13 protein-coding genes are annotated in these 16,763 nt (G+C 61.6%); 6 read left to right on the top strand and 7 right to left on the bottom strand.

Annotated elements, in window-relative coordinates; all coding sequences use genetic code 11:
* Positions 1–23 precede the first annotated feature (23 nt).
* The 3 genes from dop to QMK17_RS16750 form a co-directional block, all read right to left on the bottom strand.
* Positions 24–1,523, bottom strand: coding sequence for a depupylase/deamidase Dop (gene dop, locus QMK17_RS16760; RefSeq protein WP_283510402.1), 1,500 nt, complete (start codon positions 1,521–1,523; stop codon positions 24–26).
* A 153-nt stretch (positions 1,524–1,676) separates the two neighbouring features.
* Positions 1,677–3,449, bottom strand: a complete 1,773-nt coding sequence (gene arc, locus QMK17_RS16755; RefSeq protein ID WP_283510401.1) for a proteasome ATPase — start codon at positions 3,447–3,449, stop codon at positions 1,677–1,679.
* A 467-nt stretch (positions 3,450–3,916) separates the two neighbouring features.
* Positions 3,917–4,771, bottom strand: a complete 855-nt coding sequence (locus QMK17_RS16750) for a tRNA (adenine-N1)-methyltransferase (RefSeq protein WP_283510443.1) — start codon at positions 4,769–4,771, stop codon at positions 3,917–3,919.
* A gap of 344 nt (positions 4,772–5,115) precedes the next feature.
* Between QMK17_RS16750 and QMK17_RS16745 the strand changes: the two genes are divergently transcribed.
* Together QMK17_RS16745 and QMK17_RS16740 are read left to right on the top strand one after the other, a co-directional pair.
* The gene (locus QMK17_RS16745) at positions 5,116–5,988 is read left to right on the top strand and encodes a RecB family exonuclease (protein ID WP_283510442.1); all 873 of its coding nucleotides are present in this window, start codon (positions 5,116–5,118) and stop codon (positions 5,986–5,988) included.
* 26 nt (positions 5,989–6,014) lie between these two features.
* The gene (locus QMK17_RS16740; RefSeq protein WP_283510441.1) at positions 6,015–6,824 is read left to right on the top strand and encodes a thioesterase family protein; all 810 of its coding nucleotides are present in this window, start codon (positions 6,015–6,017) and stop codon (positions 6,822–6,824) included.
* A 74-nt stretch (positions 6,825–6,898) separates the two neighbouring features.
* Here the strand turns inward: QMK17_RS16740 and hisG are convergent, their stop codons facing one another.
* The 4 genes from hisG to metH form a co-directional block, all read right to left on the bottom strand.
* The gene (hisG, locus tag QMK17_RS16735) at positions 6,899–7,753 is read right to left on the bottom strand and encodes an ATP phosphoribosyltransferase (protein WP_283510400.1); all 855 of its coding nucleotides are present in this window, start codon (positions 7,751–7,753) and stop codon (positions 6,899–6,901) included.
* 65 nt (positions 7,754–7,818) lie between these two features.
* Positions 7,819–8,100, bottom strand: a complete 282-nt coding sequence (locus QMK17_RS16730) for a phosphoribosyl-ATP diphosphatase (protein ID WP_283510399.1) — start codon at positions 8,098–8,100, stop codon at positions 7,819–7,821.
* Positions 8,097–8,789, bottom strand: coding sequence for an HAD family hydrolase (locus QMK17_RS16725; protein WP_283510398.1), 693 nt, complete (start codon positions 8,787–8,789; stop codon positions 8,097–8,099). Before QMK17_RS16725 ends, QMK17_RS16730 begins: the two co-directional genes overlap by 4 nt.
* 8 nt (positions 8,790–8,797) lie before the next feature.
* Entirely contained in the window at positions 8,798–12,367 is a 3,570-nt protein-coding gene (gene metH, locus QMK17_RS16720) for a methionine synthase (protein WP_283510397.1), read from the bottom strand.
* 280 nt (positions 12,368–12,647) lie between these two features.
* Here metH and QMK17_RS16715 point away from each other — a divergent pair, with 280 nt between their 5' ends.
* The 4 genes from QMK17_RS16715 (at position 12,648) to QMK17_RS16700 (ending at position 16,725) form a co-directional block, all read left to right on the top strand.
* Complete coding sequence (locus QMK17_RS16715; protein ID WP_283510440.1) at positions 12,648–13,481, top strand: PAC2 family protein; 834 nt, start codon at positions 12,648–12,650, stop codon at positions 13,479–13,481.
* A gap of 123 nt (positions 13,482–13,604) precedes the next feature.
* Complete coding sequence (locus QMK17_RS16710) at positions 13,605–13,952, top strand: molybdopterin oxidoreductase (protein WP_283510396.1); 348 nt, start codon at positions 13,605–13,607, stop codon at positions 13,950–13,952.
* Entirely contained in the window at positions 13,952–16,429 is a 2,478-nt protein-coding gene (gene nirB, locus QMK17_RS16705) for a nitrite reductase large subunit NirB (RefSeq protein WP_283510395.1), read from the top strand. The genes QMK17_RS16710 and nirB overlap by 1 nt, the downstream gene beginning before the upstream one ends.
* Positions 16,426–16,725 carry a Rieske (2Fe-2S) protein gene (locus tag QMK17_RS16700; protein WP_283510394.1) on the top strand — a complete coding sequence of 100 codons (300 nt, stop codon included), beginning with the start codon at positions 16,426–16,428 and terminating at the stop codon, positions 16,723–16,725. Before nirB ends, QMK17_RS16700 begins: the two co-directional genes overlap by 4 nt.
* The last annotated feature ends 38 nt before the right edge of the window (positions 16,726–16,763 follow it).

Raw genomic sequence — 16,763 nt, 5'->3', positions numbered from 1 at the left:
CGGCAAGACACTGCGCGAACCCGTCACGTCGTTAGTTGCTCGACGAGTTCGCCTGCTGTCTCGGCAGCTTCCAGAAGCTCTCCCACGTGCGTCTTGGTGCCGCGCAGCGGTTCCAGAGTCGGAATCCGCACGAGTGAGTCGCCACCGAGATCGAAGATCACCGAATCCCAACTTGCAGCCGCGATGTCAGCTCCGAACTTCCGGAGAACCTCACCACGGAAGTACGCGCGAGTGTCCGACGGTGGTGTCGACACTGCATCCATGACCTGCTGCTCGGTGACGAGCCGATCCATCGAACCACGAGCGACCAACCGGTTGTACAGGCCCTTGTCCAGGCGAACGTCCGAGTACTGCAAATCGACAAGATGTAGACGAGGAGCGGACCACCCAAGGCCTTCGCGTTGTCGAAATCCTTCGAGCAGTCGCAGTTTCGCAGTCCAGTCCAGTAGGTGTGCGGTCTCCATCGGGTCGCGTTCGAGTAGGTCGAGAATCATTGCCCACTTGTCGAGAATGTCCGCAACCCGCGGATCATCCTTGCCTTCGCTTGCAACGTACTTGGCTACCCGCTGGTGATAGATGCGCTGGAGGGCCAGCGCGGTCAACTCGCGGCCGTCGGCGAGTGCGACCGCTTGACGCAGTGTCGGATCATGGCTGATCTGATGAACGGCGGTCACCGGACGCGCCAACTGCAGATCGGACAAGTCGACTCCGGCCTCGATTATGTCGAGGACCAACGCTGTGGTGCCAACCTTGAGATACGTGGACATTTCGGCAAGGTTCGCGTCGCCGATGATGCAGTGAAGCCTGCGGTATTTGTCCGCGTCCGCATGCGGCTCGTCGCGTGTGTTGATGATCCCGCGCTTGAGAGTCGTTTCGAGCCCTACCTCGACCTCGATGTAGTCGGCGCGCTGTGACAGCTGGAAACCTGCCTCGTCTCCGGACTGACCGATGCCCACACGACCCGAACCGGTGATCACCTGCCGAGAGGCAAAGAACGGTGACAGTCCGGCGATCACTGCCGAGAACGGCGTCGCGCGCGACATCAGGTAGTTCTCGTGCGTCCCGTACGAGGCACCCTTGCCGTCGACATTGTTCTTGTACAGCTGCAACCGCGGCGCTCCCGGCACGCTGGACGCGTGGCGCGCAGCGGCCTCCATCACGCGCTCGCCTGCCTTGTCCCAGATCACCGCATCGAGCGGGTCTCGTACTTCGGGCGCCGAATACTCGGGATGAGCGTGATCGACATAGAGCCGAGCACCGTTGGTGAGAATCATGTTCGCGGCGCCGACCTCGTCGGCGTCGATCACCGGCGCAGGCCCGCTGAAACGGCCGAGATCGAATCCGCGAGCATCGCGCAACGGAGACTCGACCTCGTAGTCCCAGCGCGTCCGCTTCGCACGTGGCACGCCTGCAGCTGCCGCATATGCCAGAACTGCCTGCGTCGATGTGAGGATCGGATTGGCCGTCGGTTCGGTCGGGGAAGAAATTCCGTATTCGACCTCGATGCCGATGATTCGCTCCATACTGCCGAGCCTAGGTGATCGCGGGCGCCGAGTTCGAACCAAAAGCCGAGAGTCGGCGACCGCTGCACGTGAGAGCGAACGACAACGCCTGCTCGTAGACTCTGGGAGTCTACGAGCAGGCGTTAGGAACGAGACGTACTTCTTGTCGACGCCTTACAGGTACTGACCAGTATTGGCCTCGGTGTCGATTGCACGAGAAGCACTTGCGTTCTTGCCGGTGACCAGCGTGCGGATGTAAACGATCCGTTCGCCCTTCTTGCCGGAGATGCGAGCCCAATCGTCTGGGTTCGTGGTGTTCGGCAGATCCTCGTTCTCCGCGAACTCGTCGACAATCGAATCGAAGAGGTGCTGAACGCGCAGACCCGGTGTACCGGACTCGAGGACAGACTTGATCGCGTACTTCTTCGACCTGTCGACAATGTTCTGAATCATGGCGCCGGAGTTGAAGTCCTTGAAGTACAGAACCTCCTTGTCACCGTTGGCATAGGTGACTTCGAGGAACCGGTTGTCCTCGCTCTCGGCGTACATCCGATCCACGACGCGTTCGATCATCGCGCGGACACACGCCGTACGGTCGCCACCGAACTCGGCAAGGTCATCGGCGTTGACCGGAAGAGTATCGGTCAAGTACTTCGAGAAGATGTCCTGCGCGGACTCGGCATCCGGACGTTCGATCTTGATCTTCACATCGAGGCGGCCGGGTCGAAGAATTGCCGGATCGATCATGTCTTCGCGATTGGAAGCACCGATCACGATGACGTTTTCCAGGCCTTCGACACCGTCGATCTCCGCGAGGAGCTGCGGAACGACAGTGGTCTCCACATCGGAGGACACTCCCGAACCACGGGTGCGGAAGATGGAGTCCATCTCGTCGAAGAACACGATTACCGGAGTTCCCTCCGACGCTTTCTCTCGTGCCCGTTGGAAGATCATCCGAATGTGGCGTTCGGTCTCACCGACGAACTTGTTCAGCAGTTCCGGACCCTTGATGTTGAGGAAGAAGGACTTTGCTTCCTTGGCGTCTTGGCCGCGCGCCTCGGCAATTTTCTTCGCGAGGGAGTTCGCTACCGCCTTGGCGATCAACGTCTTGCCGCAACCCGGAGGGCCGTACAGCAGAACACCTTTCGGCGGTCGCAACGAATACTCACGGAACAGATCCTTGTGCAGGAACGGCAGTTCTACTGCGTCGCGAATCTGCTCGATCTGGCGTCCGAGACCACCGATGTCCTCGTAACCGACGTCCGGGACCTCCTCGAGGACCAGATCTTCGACCTCTGCTTTGGGGACCCGCTCGAAGGCATACCCCGCTTTGGTGTCGACGAGCAACGAGTCACCGGGACGGAGCTTGCGCGACGGCTCATCGGGATCCTGGGGACTTTCGTCGTTCACCATGTCGAACAACGGCTTTGCGAGCCACACGACCCGCTCTTCGTCTGCGTGGCCGACCACGAGCGCACGGCTACCGTCACCGAGAAGCTCACGCAGAGTGCTGATCTCGCCGATCTGCTCGAAGGAACCCGCCTCGACGATGGTCAGCGCCTCGTTGAGGCGAACGGTCTGCCCAGGCGCGAGTCCTGCGGCCTCCACATTCGGCGAGCACGTCAATCGCATCTTCCGGCCCGAGGTGAACACGTCCACCGTGTCGTCCTCGTGGACGGACATCAGGATTCCGTACCCACTGGGCGGCTGACCCAGGCGGTCAACTTCCTCACGCAGTGCGATCAGTTGCTGACGAGCTTCCTTGAGGGTGTCCATCAACTTCGAATTTCGTAGCGACAGCGAGTCGATGCGCGTTTCCAACTCGCGCACATGCTCGGGTGATTCGCCCAGTTGGCCGAGTTGGCGCCTGAGCGCCACAGCCTCGGCTCGGAGTTCCTCGATTTCCGCCCTGGCCGCAGCCGAATCCGGATTGTCTGTTGAGCTCATAGCGACTCCTCCCAGTCCGAACCGTCAACGCTACCGGCACATCGGCAAAAGTGCGTGTGGACACGATCATGGGGTGTGTCCGACGACCACTCGTCAGCTTCGGATACCCCGATTCTGCCATGTTAGCCTCACCTGTCCAGGAGAGCCGACCCATTTTCGCGTAGGACGCTTCACCAGTGGAAATGGGAGAAATTCCGGCATTCTCGGCGGCCACGGCTGCGATAATTGTCGTGCTGGACGTAGTCTCGGCGACGATTCCGATCACGCAGATCACAGTTCGGAAATTACTGCCGCCACCACCTCGACGACCGCCGGTCACCACAGCGACTGCACGCGGCGCGGCACTACCGACACCGAATACCTGGGTCCCCATCGTCGGAACAGGCAAGTGTCCGGAGCACGCTACTGCAACATTCTCACAATGGGTCCGGTCAACTGCGTGTAGGCACGCACTGCGTCCGGTGCGGCTAGCCCTTGCCGGACCGGCGCTGCGGCTTGGGGGTGACGGTGCCCGCCGCCAGCTTCCGTGCACTGATGAGAAACGCCGTGTGTCCCTGCATCCGATGCTCGGGACGCACCGCCAACCCAACCACGTGCCAGCCACGAACGATGGACTCCCACGAACGGGGTTCGGTCCAGCATTCCTGAGCACGAAGAGCTTCGACGACGCGAGACAACTGCGTCACCGTCGCCACGTAGACGATGAGAACGCCACCGGGAACCAGTGCCTCCGAGACCGCAGGCAACGCATCCCATGGCGCGAGCATGTCGAGCACGACTCGATCGACGGTTTCGCCAGGATGATCGACGCCGAACTGGTCGATGTCGGCGACCGTCAAATCCCAGTTTGCTGGACGCTCACCGAAGAACGTCTCGACATTCTTGACCGCGTAGTCAGCGTGGTCCTGCCGGATCTCGTAGGAGATGACGGTTCCCTCGTTGCCGACAGCACGAAGCAGCGAGCATGTCAGCGCGCCTGAACCTGCGCCTGCTTCCAACACCCGAGCCCCGGGGAAAACATCTCCCTCGTGCACGATCTGAGCTGCGTCCTTCGGGTAGATCACCTGAGCACCACGAGGCATCGACAGCACGTAATCGGTGAGCAGTGGCCGTAGCGCGAGGTACGGAGTTCCGTTCACCGACGTGACAACGCTGCCCTCGTCCGCTCCGAGCAACTTGTCGTGCGTGATTCCGCCGCGGTGCGTATGGAATTCTTTACCGGCCTCCAGCACTACCGTGTAGTGCCTGCCCTTGGCGTCGGTCAACTGGACGCGATCACCGACGCGAAACGGCCCACTGCGAGCAGGTCCGCTCAATTCCACGGCCGGTTCGCCGGCAATGTCCTCGGCCGGTACGCCGGCAATATCCACCGCTTGTGTCGGTGACTCCACTGACTCGCTTCCGCCTGAAGAGACGTCCCCGTCCACGGACAGGTTCTCGTCTACGGACAGGTTCTCGCCCGAAGACGCGCTCTCGTCCGAAGACACAGCCGAATACCTCTTTCACGTCACTGAACTGGTGTAGTCGGTCCAGGATGGACATGTCGACTCGGCAGTCCAGAGTACGGCCTTGCGTGGTTCTGTCCGACCACGGGCTTAGTCTGCTGGATGTGAGTATTACTGATTCGTCCCTTGCTGCACTTGCCGAAGAGGGCACAACGACGGCTGTGGCGGTCGCTGAGAGTGCGGTTACTCCTGCTCGTCCGCGCAGCAGACCAGCCTTGTCGCCGTCCAGGGCAAGTGACTTCAAGCAGTGCCCACTTCTGTACCGCTTTCGAGCCGTCGATCGAATACCAGAAAAGTCCACGCCGGCGCAGGTTCGAGGGACCGTTGTTCATGCGGCGCTGGAGGCCCTGTACGGATTGCCCTCGTCCGCACGAGGTTCCGATCACGCTGTGGACTTGGTGGATCCGGCGTGGGACAGAGTGATCGACGAGTCACCGGAAGTGGACGAGCTGTTCACGTCCGAGGAAAAGGCTGTGCTGCTGGATCAGGCTCGGTCACTTGTCAACGGCTACTACGAGATGGAAGATCCGACGCGGTTCGATCCCGAGTCCTGCGAGCAGCGCGTCGAAATCGAACTGGAGGACGGCACTCCTCTTCGTGGGTTCATCGACCGAATCGATGTGGCACCCAACGGAATGATTCGCGTGGTGGACTACAAAACAGGCAAGGCCCCGCGCGAATTCACCGAGGCCAAAGCGTTGTTCCAGATGAAATTCTACGCATTGGTCGTCTTCCGCATGCGCGGAACGGTCCCTGCACAGTTGAAGCTGATGTACCTGGCCGACAAACAAACGTTGACCTATACGCCCGACGAGGACGAATTGCTCCGCTTCGAACGAATGCTTTCGGCAATCTGGAAAGCCATTGTCGTAGCGGGACAGTCGGGCGACTTTCAGCCGAAGCGCGGAAAGCTGTGCAGCTGGTGCGATCACCAATCACTGTGCCCCGAGTTCGGTGGCACTCCGCCGACCTATCCGGGGTGGCCGAAACATGCCGATGCGAAGAACCTGTTGGCGTCGGAGGTTGCGGTATGACCCGCGTGGACGGGACCAGCAACCCGATTGCACCCGACGCATTTTTCGTCCCTCTTGGACTGAATCAAGCCGGTAACGAGACGTTCTCCACCACAACGAGAACCGTCAGCCTCTGGGCCCCGACCATGCAGCACGGCGCCCCGCCGTCGGCCCTCATCGTCCGAGCTCTCGAACGCGTGTCGGCTCGCGAGGACGTACGTGTCTCGCGCGTCGTCGTCGAACTACTCGGACCGGTTCCCATCGCGGACATCGAAGTGCGTTCGTGGGTCGAGCGCCCGGGCAAGAACATCGAACTGGTTGTTGCCGAGTTGTGGGCCGACCTCGGAAACGGAGTCGAACGCGCCGTAGCTCGCGGCACCGCATGGCGGCTGACCACAGCCGACACATCGCACGTTGCGTATGCGGCAGACGAACCGTTGAAACCACTGTCGGAAGCAACACCTCATGTCTGGGGTGGATCGTGGAAGTCCGGTTACCTGGACAATATGGATATCCGTGCGCTGACCGAGATCGGCGGGGATGCCGAGGGGCGCGTCTGGGCGCGTCCCACCACGACGTTGGTTCTCGGTGAATCGATGTCGCCGTTGGAACGCTTGTTCACCGTTGCCGATATCGCGAACGGGATCGGTGCGAAGCTCGATCTCGACCGATGGACGTTCCTCAACACAGATCTGACCGTGCACATCTTCCGCGAACCCGAGGGCGAATGGATCGGTGTTGCCGCCGAAACATCAACAGGCGCAAGCGGATATGCGATGTCCGCGGGCGTCCTTCACGACGAGCACGGACCGGTGGGGCGCATTGCCCAGACTGTACTGGTACGAGCGCGCCCCTAGCCGGTCCACACTGCAGGCCTGCTCAGGCGACACCGGATAGCTGGCGACACCGGGTTGCTGAAACCCATCGATACTCAGAACGCCCGGCACGACCTGATGTCCGACGCCAGGATCGCTTTTGCGCCGAGATCAGCGAGATCATCCATGACAGTGTTGTGAATCTTGCGAGAGACCATGGCGCGCACTGCGATCCAGTTTTCGTCCGCCATCGGCGAGAGTGTCGGCGACTCTAGTCCGGGCGTGATCTTCACTGCCTCGTCGAGAATCGACTTCGGGCAATCGTAATCGAGCATCAGGAACTGCTGTGCGAAGACGACGCCCTGGACGCGGGCAATCAGCTGCTTGCGTGTCTTGTCGGAGCGATCACTACCTGATCGCTCGATCAAAACGCCCTCGGAGTCGCACAACGATTCACCGAAGGCCACAAGGTTGTTCTGCCGGAGCGACCGACCGGATTCCACGACATCGGCAATCGCATCGGCGACACCGAGTTGAATCGAGATTTCCACTGCGCCGTCGAGGCGAATAACCGTCGCCTCCAGTCCTCGTGACGCGAGATCGGCCTTCACCAGGTTCGGGTACGAGGTCGCGATGCGCTTACCGGCCAGATCGCTCGTCGACCATTCCTTGTCACCCTCAGGAGCGGCGTACCGGAAAGTCGATCGACCGAAGCCGAGGCCGAGAAGCTCGTCGACCGGAGCGCCGGAGTCGAGGGCTAGATCGCGACCCGTGATACCGAGGTCGAGTTGCCCGGACCCGACATAGATCGCGATGTCCTTCGGACGCAGGAAAAAGAATTCGACCCCATTGGATGGGTCGAGGACCGTGAGGTCCTTGGAATCGCTTCGGCGCCGGTACCCGGCCTCTTTCAGAATCTCGGCGGCGGATTCGGAGAGGGCGCCCTTGTTGGGAACTGCTACACGCAACATTGCGATGTCCTTTGAGTCAGATCAAGTCGGTGAGTTCGAGACTTTCCATCGAAGAAAATCGGTACTCACAGATGTCGGTAGACATCGTCGAGCGACAATCCGCGCCCCACCATCAACACCTGCACCCAGTAGAGCAGCTGCGAAATTTCCTCAGCCAGTGCTTCGTCGCCCTCATGCTCGGCGGCGATCCAGACCTCGCCAGCTTCCTCGATGATCTTCTTGCCCTGCGCATGCACGCCGGCATCCAACGCAGCGACAGTGCCGGAGCCCTCTGGGCGATTGGCAGCGCGGTCGGTCAGCTCGGCGAACAGGGAATCGAAGGTCTTCACGGTCGATGATTCTTTCATGAACCGGAAGCCGGGCGTGCATCGCACCACGCAGATTGCAACCCGTCGGCGGTGAGTTCGACGAGCGAGTCACGGATGACGTAGCCGGGCTTCGGTGCAACTGCCAGTTCCGAGGGCACGAGCAGTACCGAGCATCCAGCACGATGCGCCGACAGCGATCCGGTCGGCGAATCCTCGATTGCGAGGCAGTTCGCCGGTTCGAGCCCGAGTAGCCACGCACCTCGCAGGTACGGCGCCGGGTCGGGCTTACCCTCCTCGACCTCGTCACCGCTGACCGTGGCATCGAAGTACTCGCGTCCGATGGTCTCCAAGGCGTTCTCGACAAGTCCTCGCTCGGTGTTGGTCACCAGCGCTGACTTGAGCCCCATGTCACGAACGAGCTGCAGAACGTCCTTTGCGCCCGGGCGCCACGGGATGCCCTCGGAGAAGAGTTCGGCGACGCGGGCCGTCAGCCAATTACGACCCGAGAGCAGCGACTCCTCGGTTGCCTCGGTCCCGGTGTGCGCGAACACCTTGATCAGGGCGTCGCGCATCGAGTTGCCGAGCGTGCTCTCGCGCACCTCGATTGTCAGTTCACGGCCGTGCTCGCGCGACAGTTCGGCTACAGCGACGTCCCAGATTTTTTCGGAATCGAGCAGCGTGCCGTCCATATCGAACAAGACGCCTTGCAGAGAAGGTAACTCAGACATTCATTTTCCTAGACATTGAAGTACTTGGCCTCCGGGTGGTGAAGTACGAACGCATCGGTGGACTGCTCGGGGTGCAACTGCAGTTCCTCCGACAGTTCGACGCCGATTCTTTCCGGTTTCAGCAGAGCCGCAAGCTTGATACGGTCCTCGAGGTCAGGGCACGCACCGTAGCCGAACGAGTAACGCGCGCCCCGGTATTCGAGCTTGAAGAAGCCTTCGGGATCGGTCGGATCTTCCTCGGCGACGCTGTGGCCGCCTGCAAGTTTCAGCTCTTCGCGGACCCTTCGGTGCCAGTACTCGGCAAGCGCCTCGGTGAGCTGCACGCCGATTCCGTGGACTTCGAGGTAATCGCGGTAGGAGTCGGCTGCGAACAGCTCGTTCGCAAAGTCGGCGATGGGCTGGCCCATCGTCACCAGGTTCATGGGGAGGACGTCGACCTGTCCGCTTTCCAGTGCCGATTCGCGGGACCTGATGAAGTCCGCGATGCAGAGGAAACGGTCCCGCTGTTGGCGCGGGAAGGTGAACCGGAACTGCTCGGGGGCATCGGGGCGCGGTTCCGTCAGGACGATGACGTCATCGCCTTCGGACACAGCAGGGAAGTAGCCGTATACGAGAGCCGCGTGAGTCAGGATTCCGTCGGTGCTCAGACGATCCAACCAGTACCGCAGACGTGGCTTGCCCTCGGACTCGACGAGATCTTCGTACGTCGCGCCCTCACCCTTGCGTGCACCGCGCAGTCCCCACTGACCGAGGAACAGTGCACGCTCATCGAGTAGGCCTGAGTACTCCGACAGAGACACGCCCTTGACGATTCGCGTGCCCCAGAACGGCGGCACAGGAGTCTCGATGTCGCTGGCAACGTCCGACCGTGCGGGGACCTCGACGGGAACCTCGGCGGCTTTGCGTTCCGCTGCAATCCGTCGCGATCTGTCATGGCGAGCTTTGCGCTCTTCTGTCTTCGCCTTTGCTGCCAACGCCTCGGGGCTGTCCGGCGCCGGGGCTCCGCCACGCTTGGTGGTCATGATCGTGTCCATCAGGCGCAGTCCCTCGAAAGCATCACGCGCATAGTGCACATCACCCTGGTACACGTCCTGCAGATCGTTCTCGACGTAGGAGCGAGTCAGTGCTGCGCCGCCGAGCAGCACGGGGAACTGCTCTGCGACACCCTTGTTGTTGAGCTCGATCAGATTGTCCTTCATGACAACCGTCGACTTGACGAGCAGTCCGGACATACCGATGACGTCGGCACGCTTGTCGATCGCGGCTTCGAGAATGGTGGCGATGGGCTGCTTGATGCCCAGGTTGACGACCTCGTAGCCGTTGTTGCTCAGAATGATGTCGACGAGATTCTTGCCGATGTCATGCACGTCGCCCCTGACGGTGCCCAGCACGATGCGACCTTTTCCGTCGTCGTCGCTTGCTTCCATGTGTGGTTCGAGGTGCGCCACAGCAGCTTTCATGACCTCCGCTGACGCGAGGACGAATGGCAGCTGCATCTGACCGGAACCGAACAGTTCGCCGACGGTCTTCATCCCCGAGAGCAGAGTCTCGTTGATGATTTCGAGCGGTGGCTTCTCCTTCATTGCCTCGTCGAGATCGGTATCGAGGCCGTTTCGTTCGCCATCGACGATGCGGCGTTCGAGCCGCTCGAACAGTGGCAATCGACCCAGTTCCTCGGCGCGCGATTCGCGGGCCGACGCAGCCGAGACACCTTCGAACAGTTGCATCAGTTTCTGGAGCGGGTCGTAGCCTTCTCTGCGGCGGTCGTACACCAGATCAAGAGCAGTTTCGCGCTGCTCGTCGGCAATCTTGTTCATCGGCAAGATTTTCGACGCATGCACGATGGCCGTGTCCAGCCCGGCCTCGGTGCACTCGTGCAGGAACACCGAGTTCAGCACCTGTCGCGCAGCGGGATTGAGACCGAACGAAATGTTCGACAATCCCAGCGTCGTATGCACCTTGGGGAAACGACGCTTCAGCTCGCGGATGGCCTCGATGGTCTCGATGCCATCGCGTCGAACCTCTTCCTGTCCCGTCGAAATCGGGAAGGTGAGGGTGTCGACGATGATGTCCTCGTGCCGAAGACCCCAGTTGGTGGTGATGTCCTCGATCAACCGCTCGGCGACGCGCACTTTCCACTCCGCGGTACGCGCCTGGCCCTCTTCATCGATGGTCAGGGCCACGACAGCTGCGCCATGTTCCTTGACCAGCCTCATGATCTGCTGAAATCTCGAATCCGGCCCGGCGCCGTCCTCGTAGTTCACCGAGTTGACAGCACTTCGTCCGCCCAAGTGCTCGAGACCGGCTTTCAGAACAGCAGGCTCGGTGGAGTCGAGCATGATCGGCAGCGTCGATGCCGTTGCCAGGCGTGACGCGAGCGCGGACATGTCGGCAGCACCGTCACGGCCGACGTAGTCGACGTTGAGGTCGAGCATGTGGGCGCCGTCGCGAGTTTGATCCTTCGCGATATCGAGGCACTTCTGGTAGTCCTCGGCGAGCATGGCATCGCGGAACGCCCTCGAGCCGTTGGAGTTGGTGCGCTCACCGATCATCAGGATGCTGGCATCTTGTTCGAACGGCACGGCGGAGTAGAGCGACGCGACGCCGGGCTCCGGCGTCGGGACACGCTCGGCCTGGTGTGCACCATGGACGAGATCTGCAACCTGCCGGATGTGCTCCGGCGTCGTTCCACAGCATCCACCGACGAGCGAGAGCCCGTATTCGCTGACGAAACCGCTGAGGGCGGTTGCCAATTCAGGTGCCGACAGCGGGTACTCGGCCCCGTTGGCACCGAGCGTCGGCAATCCGGCATTGGGCATGACCGAAACCGGAAGCGTCGAATGCTTCGACAGATGGCGAAGGTGCTCGCTCATCTCGGCCGGGCCCGTCGCGCAGTTCAGCCCAATCATATCGATGCCGAGTGGCTCCAGCGCTGTCAGCGCGGCGCCGATCTCGCTACCGAGCAACATCGAGCCGGTCGTTTCCACCGTCACGTGGGTGATGATGGGAATACGCACGCCGAGCTTGTCCATCGCATGCTGACTGCCGATGATCGCAGCCTTCACCTGAAGCAAGTCCTGGCACGTCTCGATAAGGATCGCATCGGCGCCGCCATCGATCATGCCGAGTGCAGCTTCGATGTACGCGTCGCGGAGGACCGCGAAAGGCGCATGACCCAACGTCGGCAACTTGGTGCCCGGCCCCATCGACCCGAGGACGAACCTGTCCATTCCGTCGCGGCCCGGGCCCATCTCGTCGGCAGTCTCGCGGGCGAGTCGCGTTCCCTTTTCTGCCAGCTCGCGGATGCGGTCCTCGATGTCGTAGTCGGCGAGGTTGGGAAGGTTGCATCCGAATGTATTGGTCTCGACCGCATCGGCACCGGCAGCGAAGTACGCGCGGTGGATCTCGCGAAGCACGTCGGGCCTGGTGTCATTCAGGATTTCGTTGCACCCCTCCAGACCGAGAAAATCGTCGAGGGTCAAATTGGCATCCTGCAACATGGTGCCCATTGCCCCGTCGCCAATGATCACGCGAGTGCGTATCGCGTCCAGCAGGCTCGTCTTGTGTAGCGCAGGCATCACTACAGACTAGTGGGCACGGCGTAGTGGCAACGACGGGCCGGGCTGGTCGTAGGCTGTCGTGGTGAGTCCCCGAAACCGAGACGGCAACATTCCCGCCGACAACGACGATCCAGATCGCGACAATCCGGACAGCGCCGCCGAAACGTTGCTTGATGCGGTTTCTACCGCAGTGGCGAACGCCACTGGATCGAACACCACATCGTCGACTGCACCATCGTTTCCGGCGGTTTCCGAGGGCGATGACGAAGAACTCGAGCTCCCCACCCTTCGAGACCCCATCCTCGTTGCCGCATTCGAAGGATGGAACGACGCTGGCGATGCCGCCAGCGGCGCCGTCGAGCACCTCGAATTGATCTGGGATGCGAGTCCGCTCGCCGAGCTCGACTCCGAGGATTACTACGACTACCAGGTCAATCGCCCGACGATCCGCCAGGTCGACGGCGTAACCCGTGAGATCCAGTGGCCGTCGACGAGGCTGTCGGTGTGCTCCCCGCCCGGAAGTGCACGCGACGTGGTGCTCCTACGCGGGATCGAACCGAACATGCGGTGGCGAAGCTTCTGCGACGACCTGCTCGAATTCGTCGAACAACTTGGGGTCGAGACTGTTGTCATACTCGGCGCGCTACTGGCAGACACTCCTCACACGCGTCCGGTTCCCGTGACCGGAAGTGCCTACAGCATCGAGGCCGCAGAGCAGTTCAACCTCGAGCAGACACGCTACGAAGGGCCGACCGGAATCACCGGCGTACTCCAGGACGAGTGTGTCAAAGCAGGCGTCCCAGCAATATCCTTCTGGGCGGCTGTACCTCATTACGTCTCGCAACCTCCGAATCCGAAAGCCACCGTTGCATTGCTGCAACGCGTAGAAGACGTCCTCGATATCGAGGTTCCGCTCGGCGAGCTCCCGACCCAGGCCGAGGACTGGGAAGAAGCAGTGACCGAGATGACCAAGGAAGATGAAGAAATCAGCGACTATGTTCGCACTCTCGAAGAACGAGGCGACGCGGAGACCGATATCTCCGAAGCGATCTCCAAGATCGACGGCGATGCCATCGCAGCCGAATTCGAGCGGTACCTGAGGCGAAGGGGCCCGGGAAGCTTCGGGCTGTGAAAAGGCGCAGCGAGCCTTCGAGGTCCGAACGCACAGGACACAACGGCTCACGGTGAGTTCTTTCTGATCCCGACGTAACGCAGGCGCAGCGACGGTGTCACCCGGGCACCGCAACCTGTGTACATGGCCAGCACACCGCGTTTCCTCCAGGGCGTCTTCCCGTTCATCGGACACGGACTCGACAAGCCGGAATCGATCGACCCGTCGCTCAATTTCGTCGTTCCATCGGGACTCATGGCGCAGCCGCTGTACTTCCGGGGCGGAAATTCGAGCGACGACCTCATCGTGGTGACGTTGCTGCGCGACGGTCAGCCGATGCGAATGTTCCCGATGGGCGCGAAGAGCGGGGTCAATATCCCGTTGCGTGTCGTCGAGGACGTCGACCCGGACTCGGTGCTCGAGCTGGTCGTCGCCGCTCCCGAAGGCACGACGGGCGAGGTCGTCGTCGATTTCGGTTTGGTGCTGATCTGATGAAGAGTCGCCTGCTCGTGGTCGGAAACGGGATGGCCGGCGCCAGGACCGTCGAAGAGATCCTGAAGCGGGGCGCCGAGAAGTTCGAAGTGACGATGATCGGCGACGAACCTTACGGAAATTACAACCGGATCATGCTGTCTCACGTTCTCGCGGGCGAGACGGGAGTCGACGACGAAGACCTACTACTCAATCCCATGAGTTGGTACCGCGAGAACGGCGTCACGCTGTTCGCGGGTGACCGTGCTGTCTCGCTCGATCGTTTCCAGAAGTCGGTGCGCTGCGAAAGCGGGCGCGTCGTGGACTACGACATCCTGATCATCGCCACCGGCAGCAATACCTTCTTTCCGAACATGGACGGGCTTCGCGAACCCGACGGTCGACTGGCCCGCGGCGTCTTCGGCTTCCGAACCATCGCGGACACCAACGGGATGCTCCAGATGGCAGATTCCGAGGACGACCTCAAGGCCGTCGTCATCGGTGGTGGACTGCTCGGGTTGGAGGCTGCGTACGGACTGCGAACCCAAGGCCTCGACGTCGACGTCGTGCACTCCCCCGGCCATCTCATGAACCAACAGCTCGACGAGCGCGGCGGAAGGCTGCTGCGTAACAAGATCGAGTCGCTCGGCGTAGGAGTTCACACCTCGAAGAGAACAACATCGGTTCTGCGTACCGACGCCGGCCGAGTTGCGGGAGTTGGATTCAACGACGGTACGTCGCTGTCCGCGGACATGGTGGTCGTAACAGCCGGGATACGTCCGAATGTCGAGTTCGCACGAGGGGGCGGCCTCGTCATCGAGCGTGGAATCGTCGTCGACGATCAGTTGCGTTGCGAGGATGAAGGATCCATCTATGCGGTCGGTGAATGCTGCCAGCACCGCGGCGAGGTGTACGGCCTGGTCGCGCCACTGTGGGAACAGGCTGTCGTTCTCGCCGAACATCTGAGCGGCACCAATCCGACTGCTGCATATCATGGTTCGCGATTGACGACCAAGCTCAAAGTGGCGGGCGTCGATGTGGCAGCAATGGGAGTCAAGGGCCCGGAACGGGAGGACGATGAGTTCGTCCAGTTCTACGAACCGCGCAGCGGAACGTACAAGAGCGTGGTCGTTCGAGACGGAAAGCTGATCGGCGCAACCTTGTTGGGCGACATCAGCAAGGCGAACTTCCTCACCCAGGCATTCGACGAGAAGATTCCCCTGCCCGACGAGCGGATCAGCATGCTCTTCGACATGGGCACCCCTACCGCGGCGACCGGGGCGGCCGAACTCGCCGATGACGTGCAGGTGTGTAACTGCAACGGGGTCACCAAGGGTGCGATTGTCGCGTGTGTCCATGCAGGCGCGAAGTCGATGGGCGATGTCACCGCAGCCACCCGCGCCGGTAAAGGATGCGGATCCTGCAAGGGGCTTGTCGCCGACATCTTGGCCTGCGCAGCGGGCGGCGCGATCGAGGCCGATCCGGCCGCCGACTGGTACGTCCCTGGCATCCCGTTGGCGAAGCCGGCTTTGATCGACGTCATCCGCGAACAGGATCTGAGGTCGGTCTCGCAAGTCTTCGCCGAGCTCGCACCCGAGGGCAAGGAGGACGTACCGTCGAAGATGCCGCTCGCATCGCTGTTGCGGGTGATCTGGGGACCGGACTGGGTCGACGAGCGCGGCGCACTGTTCATCAACGACCGTGTGCACGCCAACATTCAGCGCGACGGCACGTTCTCTGTAGTGCCTCAGATGATGGGCGGTGTCACGACGCCAGATCAGCTCCGGAAGATCGCCGATGTCGCCGACAAGTACAGCGTGCCTCTCGTCAAAGTCACCGGTGGGCAAAGAATCGACCTTCTGGGCATCAAGAAGGAAGACCTGCCCAAGGTGTGGGGCGATCTGGACATGCCGTCGGGCTTCGCTTACGGCAAGAGCATGCGCACCGTGAAAACATGTGTCGGCAGCGACTTCTGCAGATTCGGCCTCGGCGATTCGACGGCTTTGGGAATCGCAATGGAAGAACGGTTCCAAGGCCTGGAGACGCCGGCAAAACTGAAGCTTGCCGTCGCCGGTTGCCCGCGCAACTGCTCCGAGGCCCTGTGCAAGGACCTCGGCGTAGTGTCCGTCGGCGACGACAAATGGGAAATCTATGTCGGCGGTGCTGCGGGTGCCCACGTCAGAAAGGGCGATCTGCTGGCGACGGTCGTCGGCGCTGCGGAGGTCATTCGGGTCGCCGGAGTCTTTATTCAGCATTACCGCGAGACGGCCCAGTGGCTCGAACGAACCTACGCATGGGTTCCACGAATCGGCCTCGACGTGCTGCAGAAGACATTGATCGAGGACGCCGAGGGAATCATTTCGGGATTGGAGCAGCGAATGCAGACTTCCGTCGACGGGTACCGAGATCCATGGCAGGAACGCACAGCCCCGAGATCGGCTGCACAGTTCGCGTCGTCATTGCCCCTTCTTCCATTGCCGCAGGTGCCGGTCCGATGAGCGTCCCGGTGGGCGCCGCCGAGGATCTGACCCCGGGCGAAGGTCGGGCATACGTCGTCGACGGGAAGCAGGTGGCCGTCTTCATGCTCGGCGACGGCACCGTCCGCGCGATGGACGCAGTCTGCCCGCACAAAGGCGGACCGTTGGCCGACGGGCAGATCGACGGCAAGGTGGTGATGTGCCCGCTGCATCAGTACACATTCTCGCTCGACGACGGATCATGCGCGGGCGGAATCGATTCTGTGCGAACCTATCCGGCGGCCATCGTGGACGGAAAGGTGACTGTCGAGGTGTAGCGCAGGCGCAGCCGGTCGACGGCAATTCGCAAAACTGC

The organism is Rhodococcus sp. G-MC3 (assembly GCF_030063335.1).
Taxonomy (GTDB): domain Bacteria; phylum Actinomycetota; class Actinomycetes; order Mycobacteriales; family Mycobacteriaceae; genus Rhodococcoides.
This window is presented reverse-complemented; position numbering and strand designations above follow the sequence as displayed.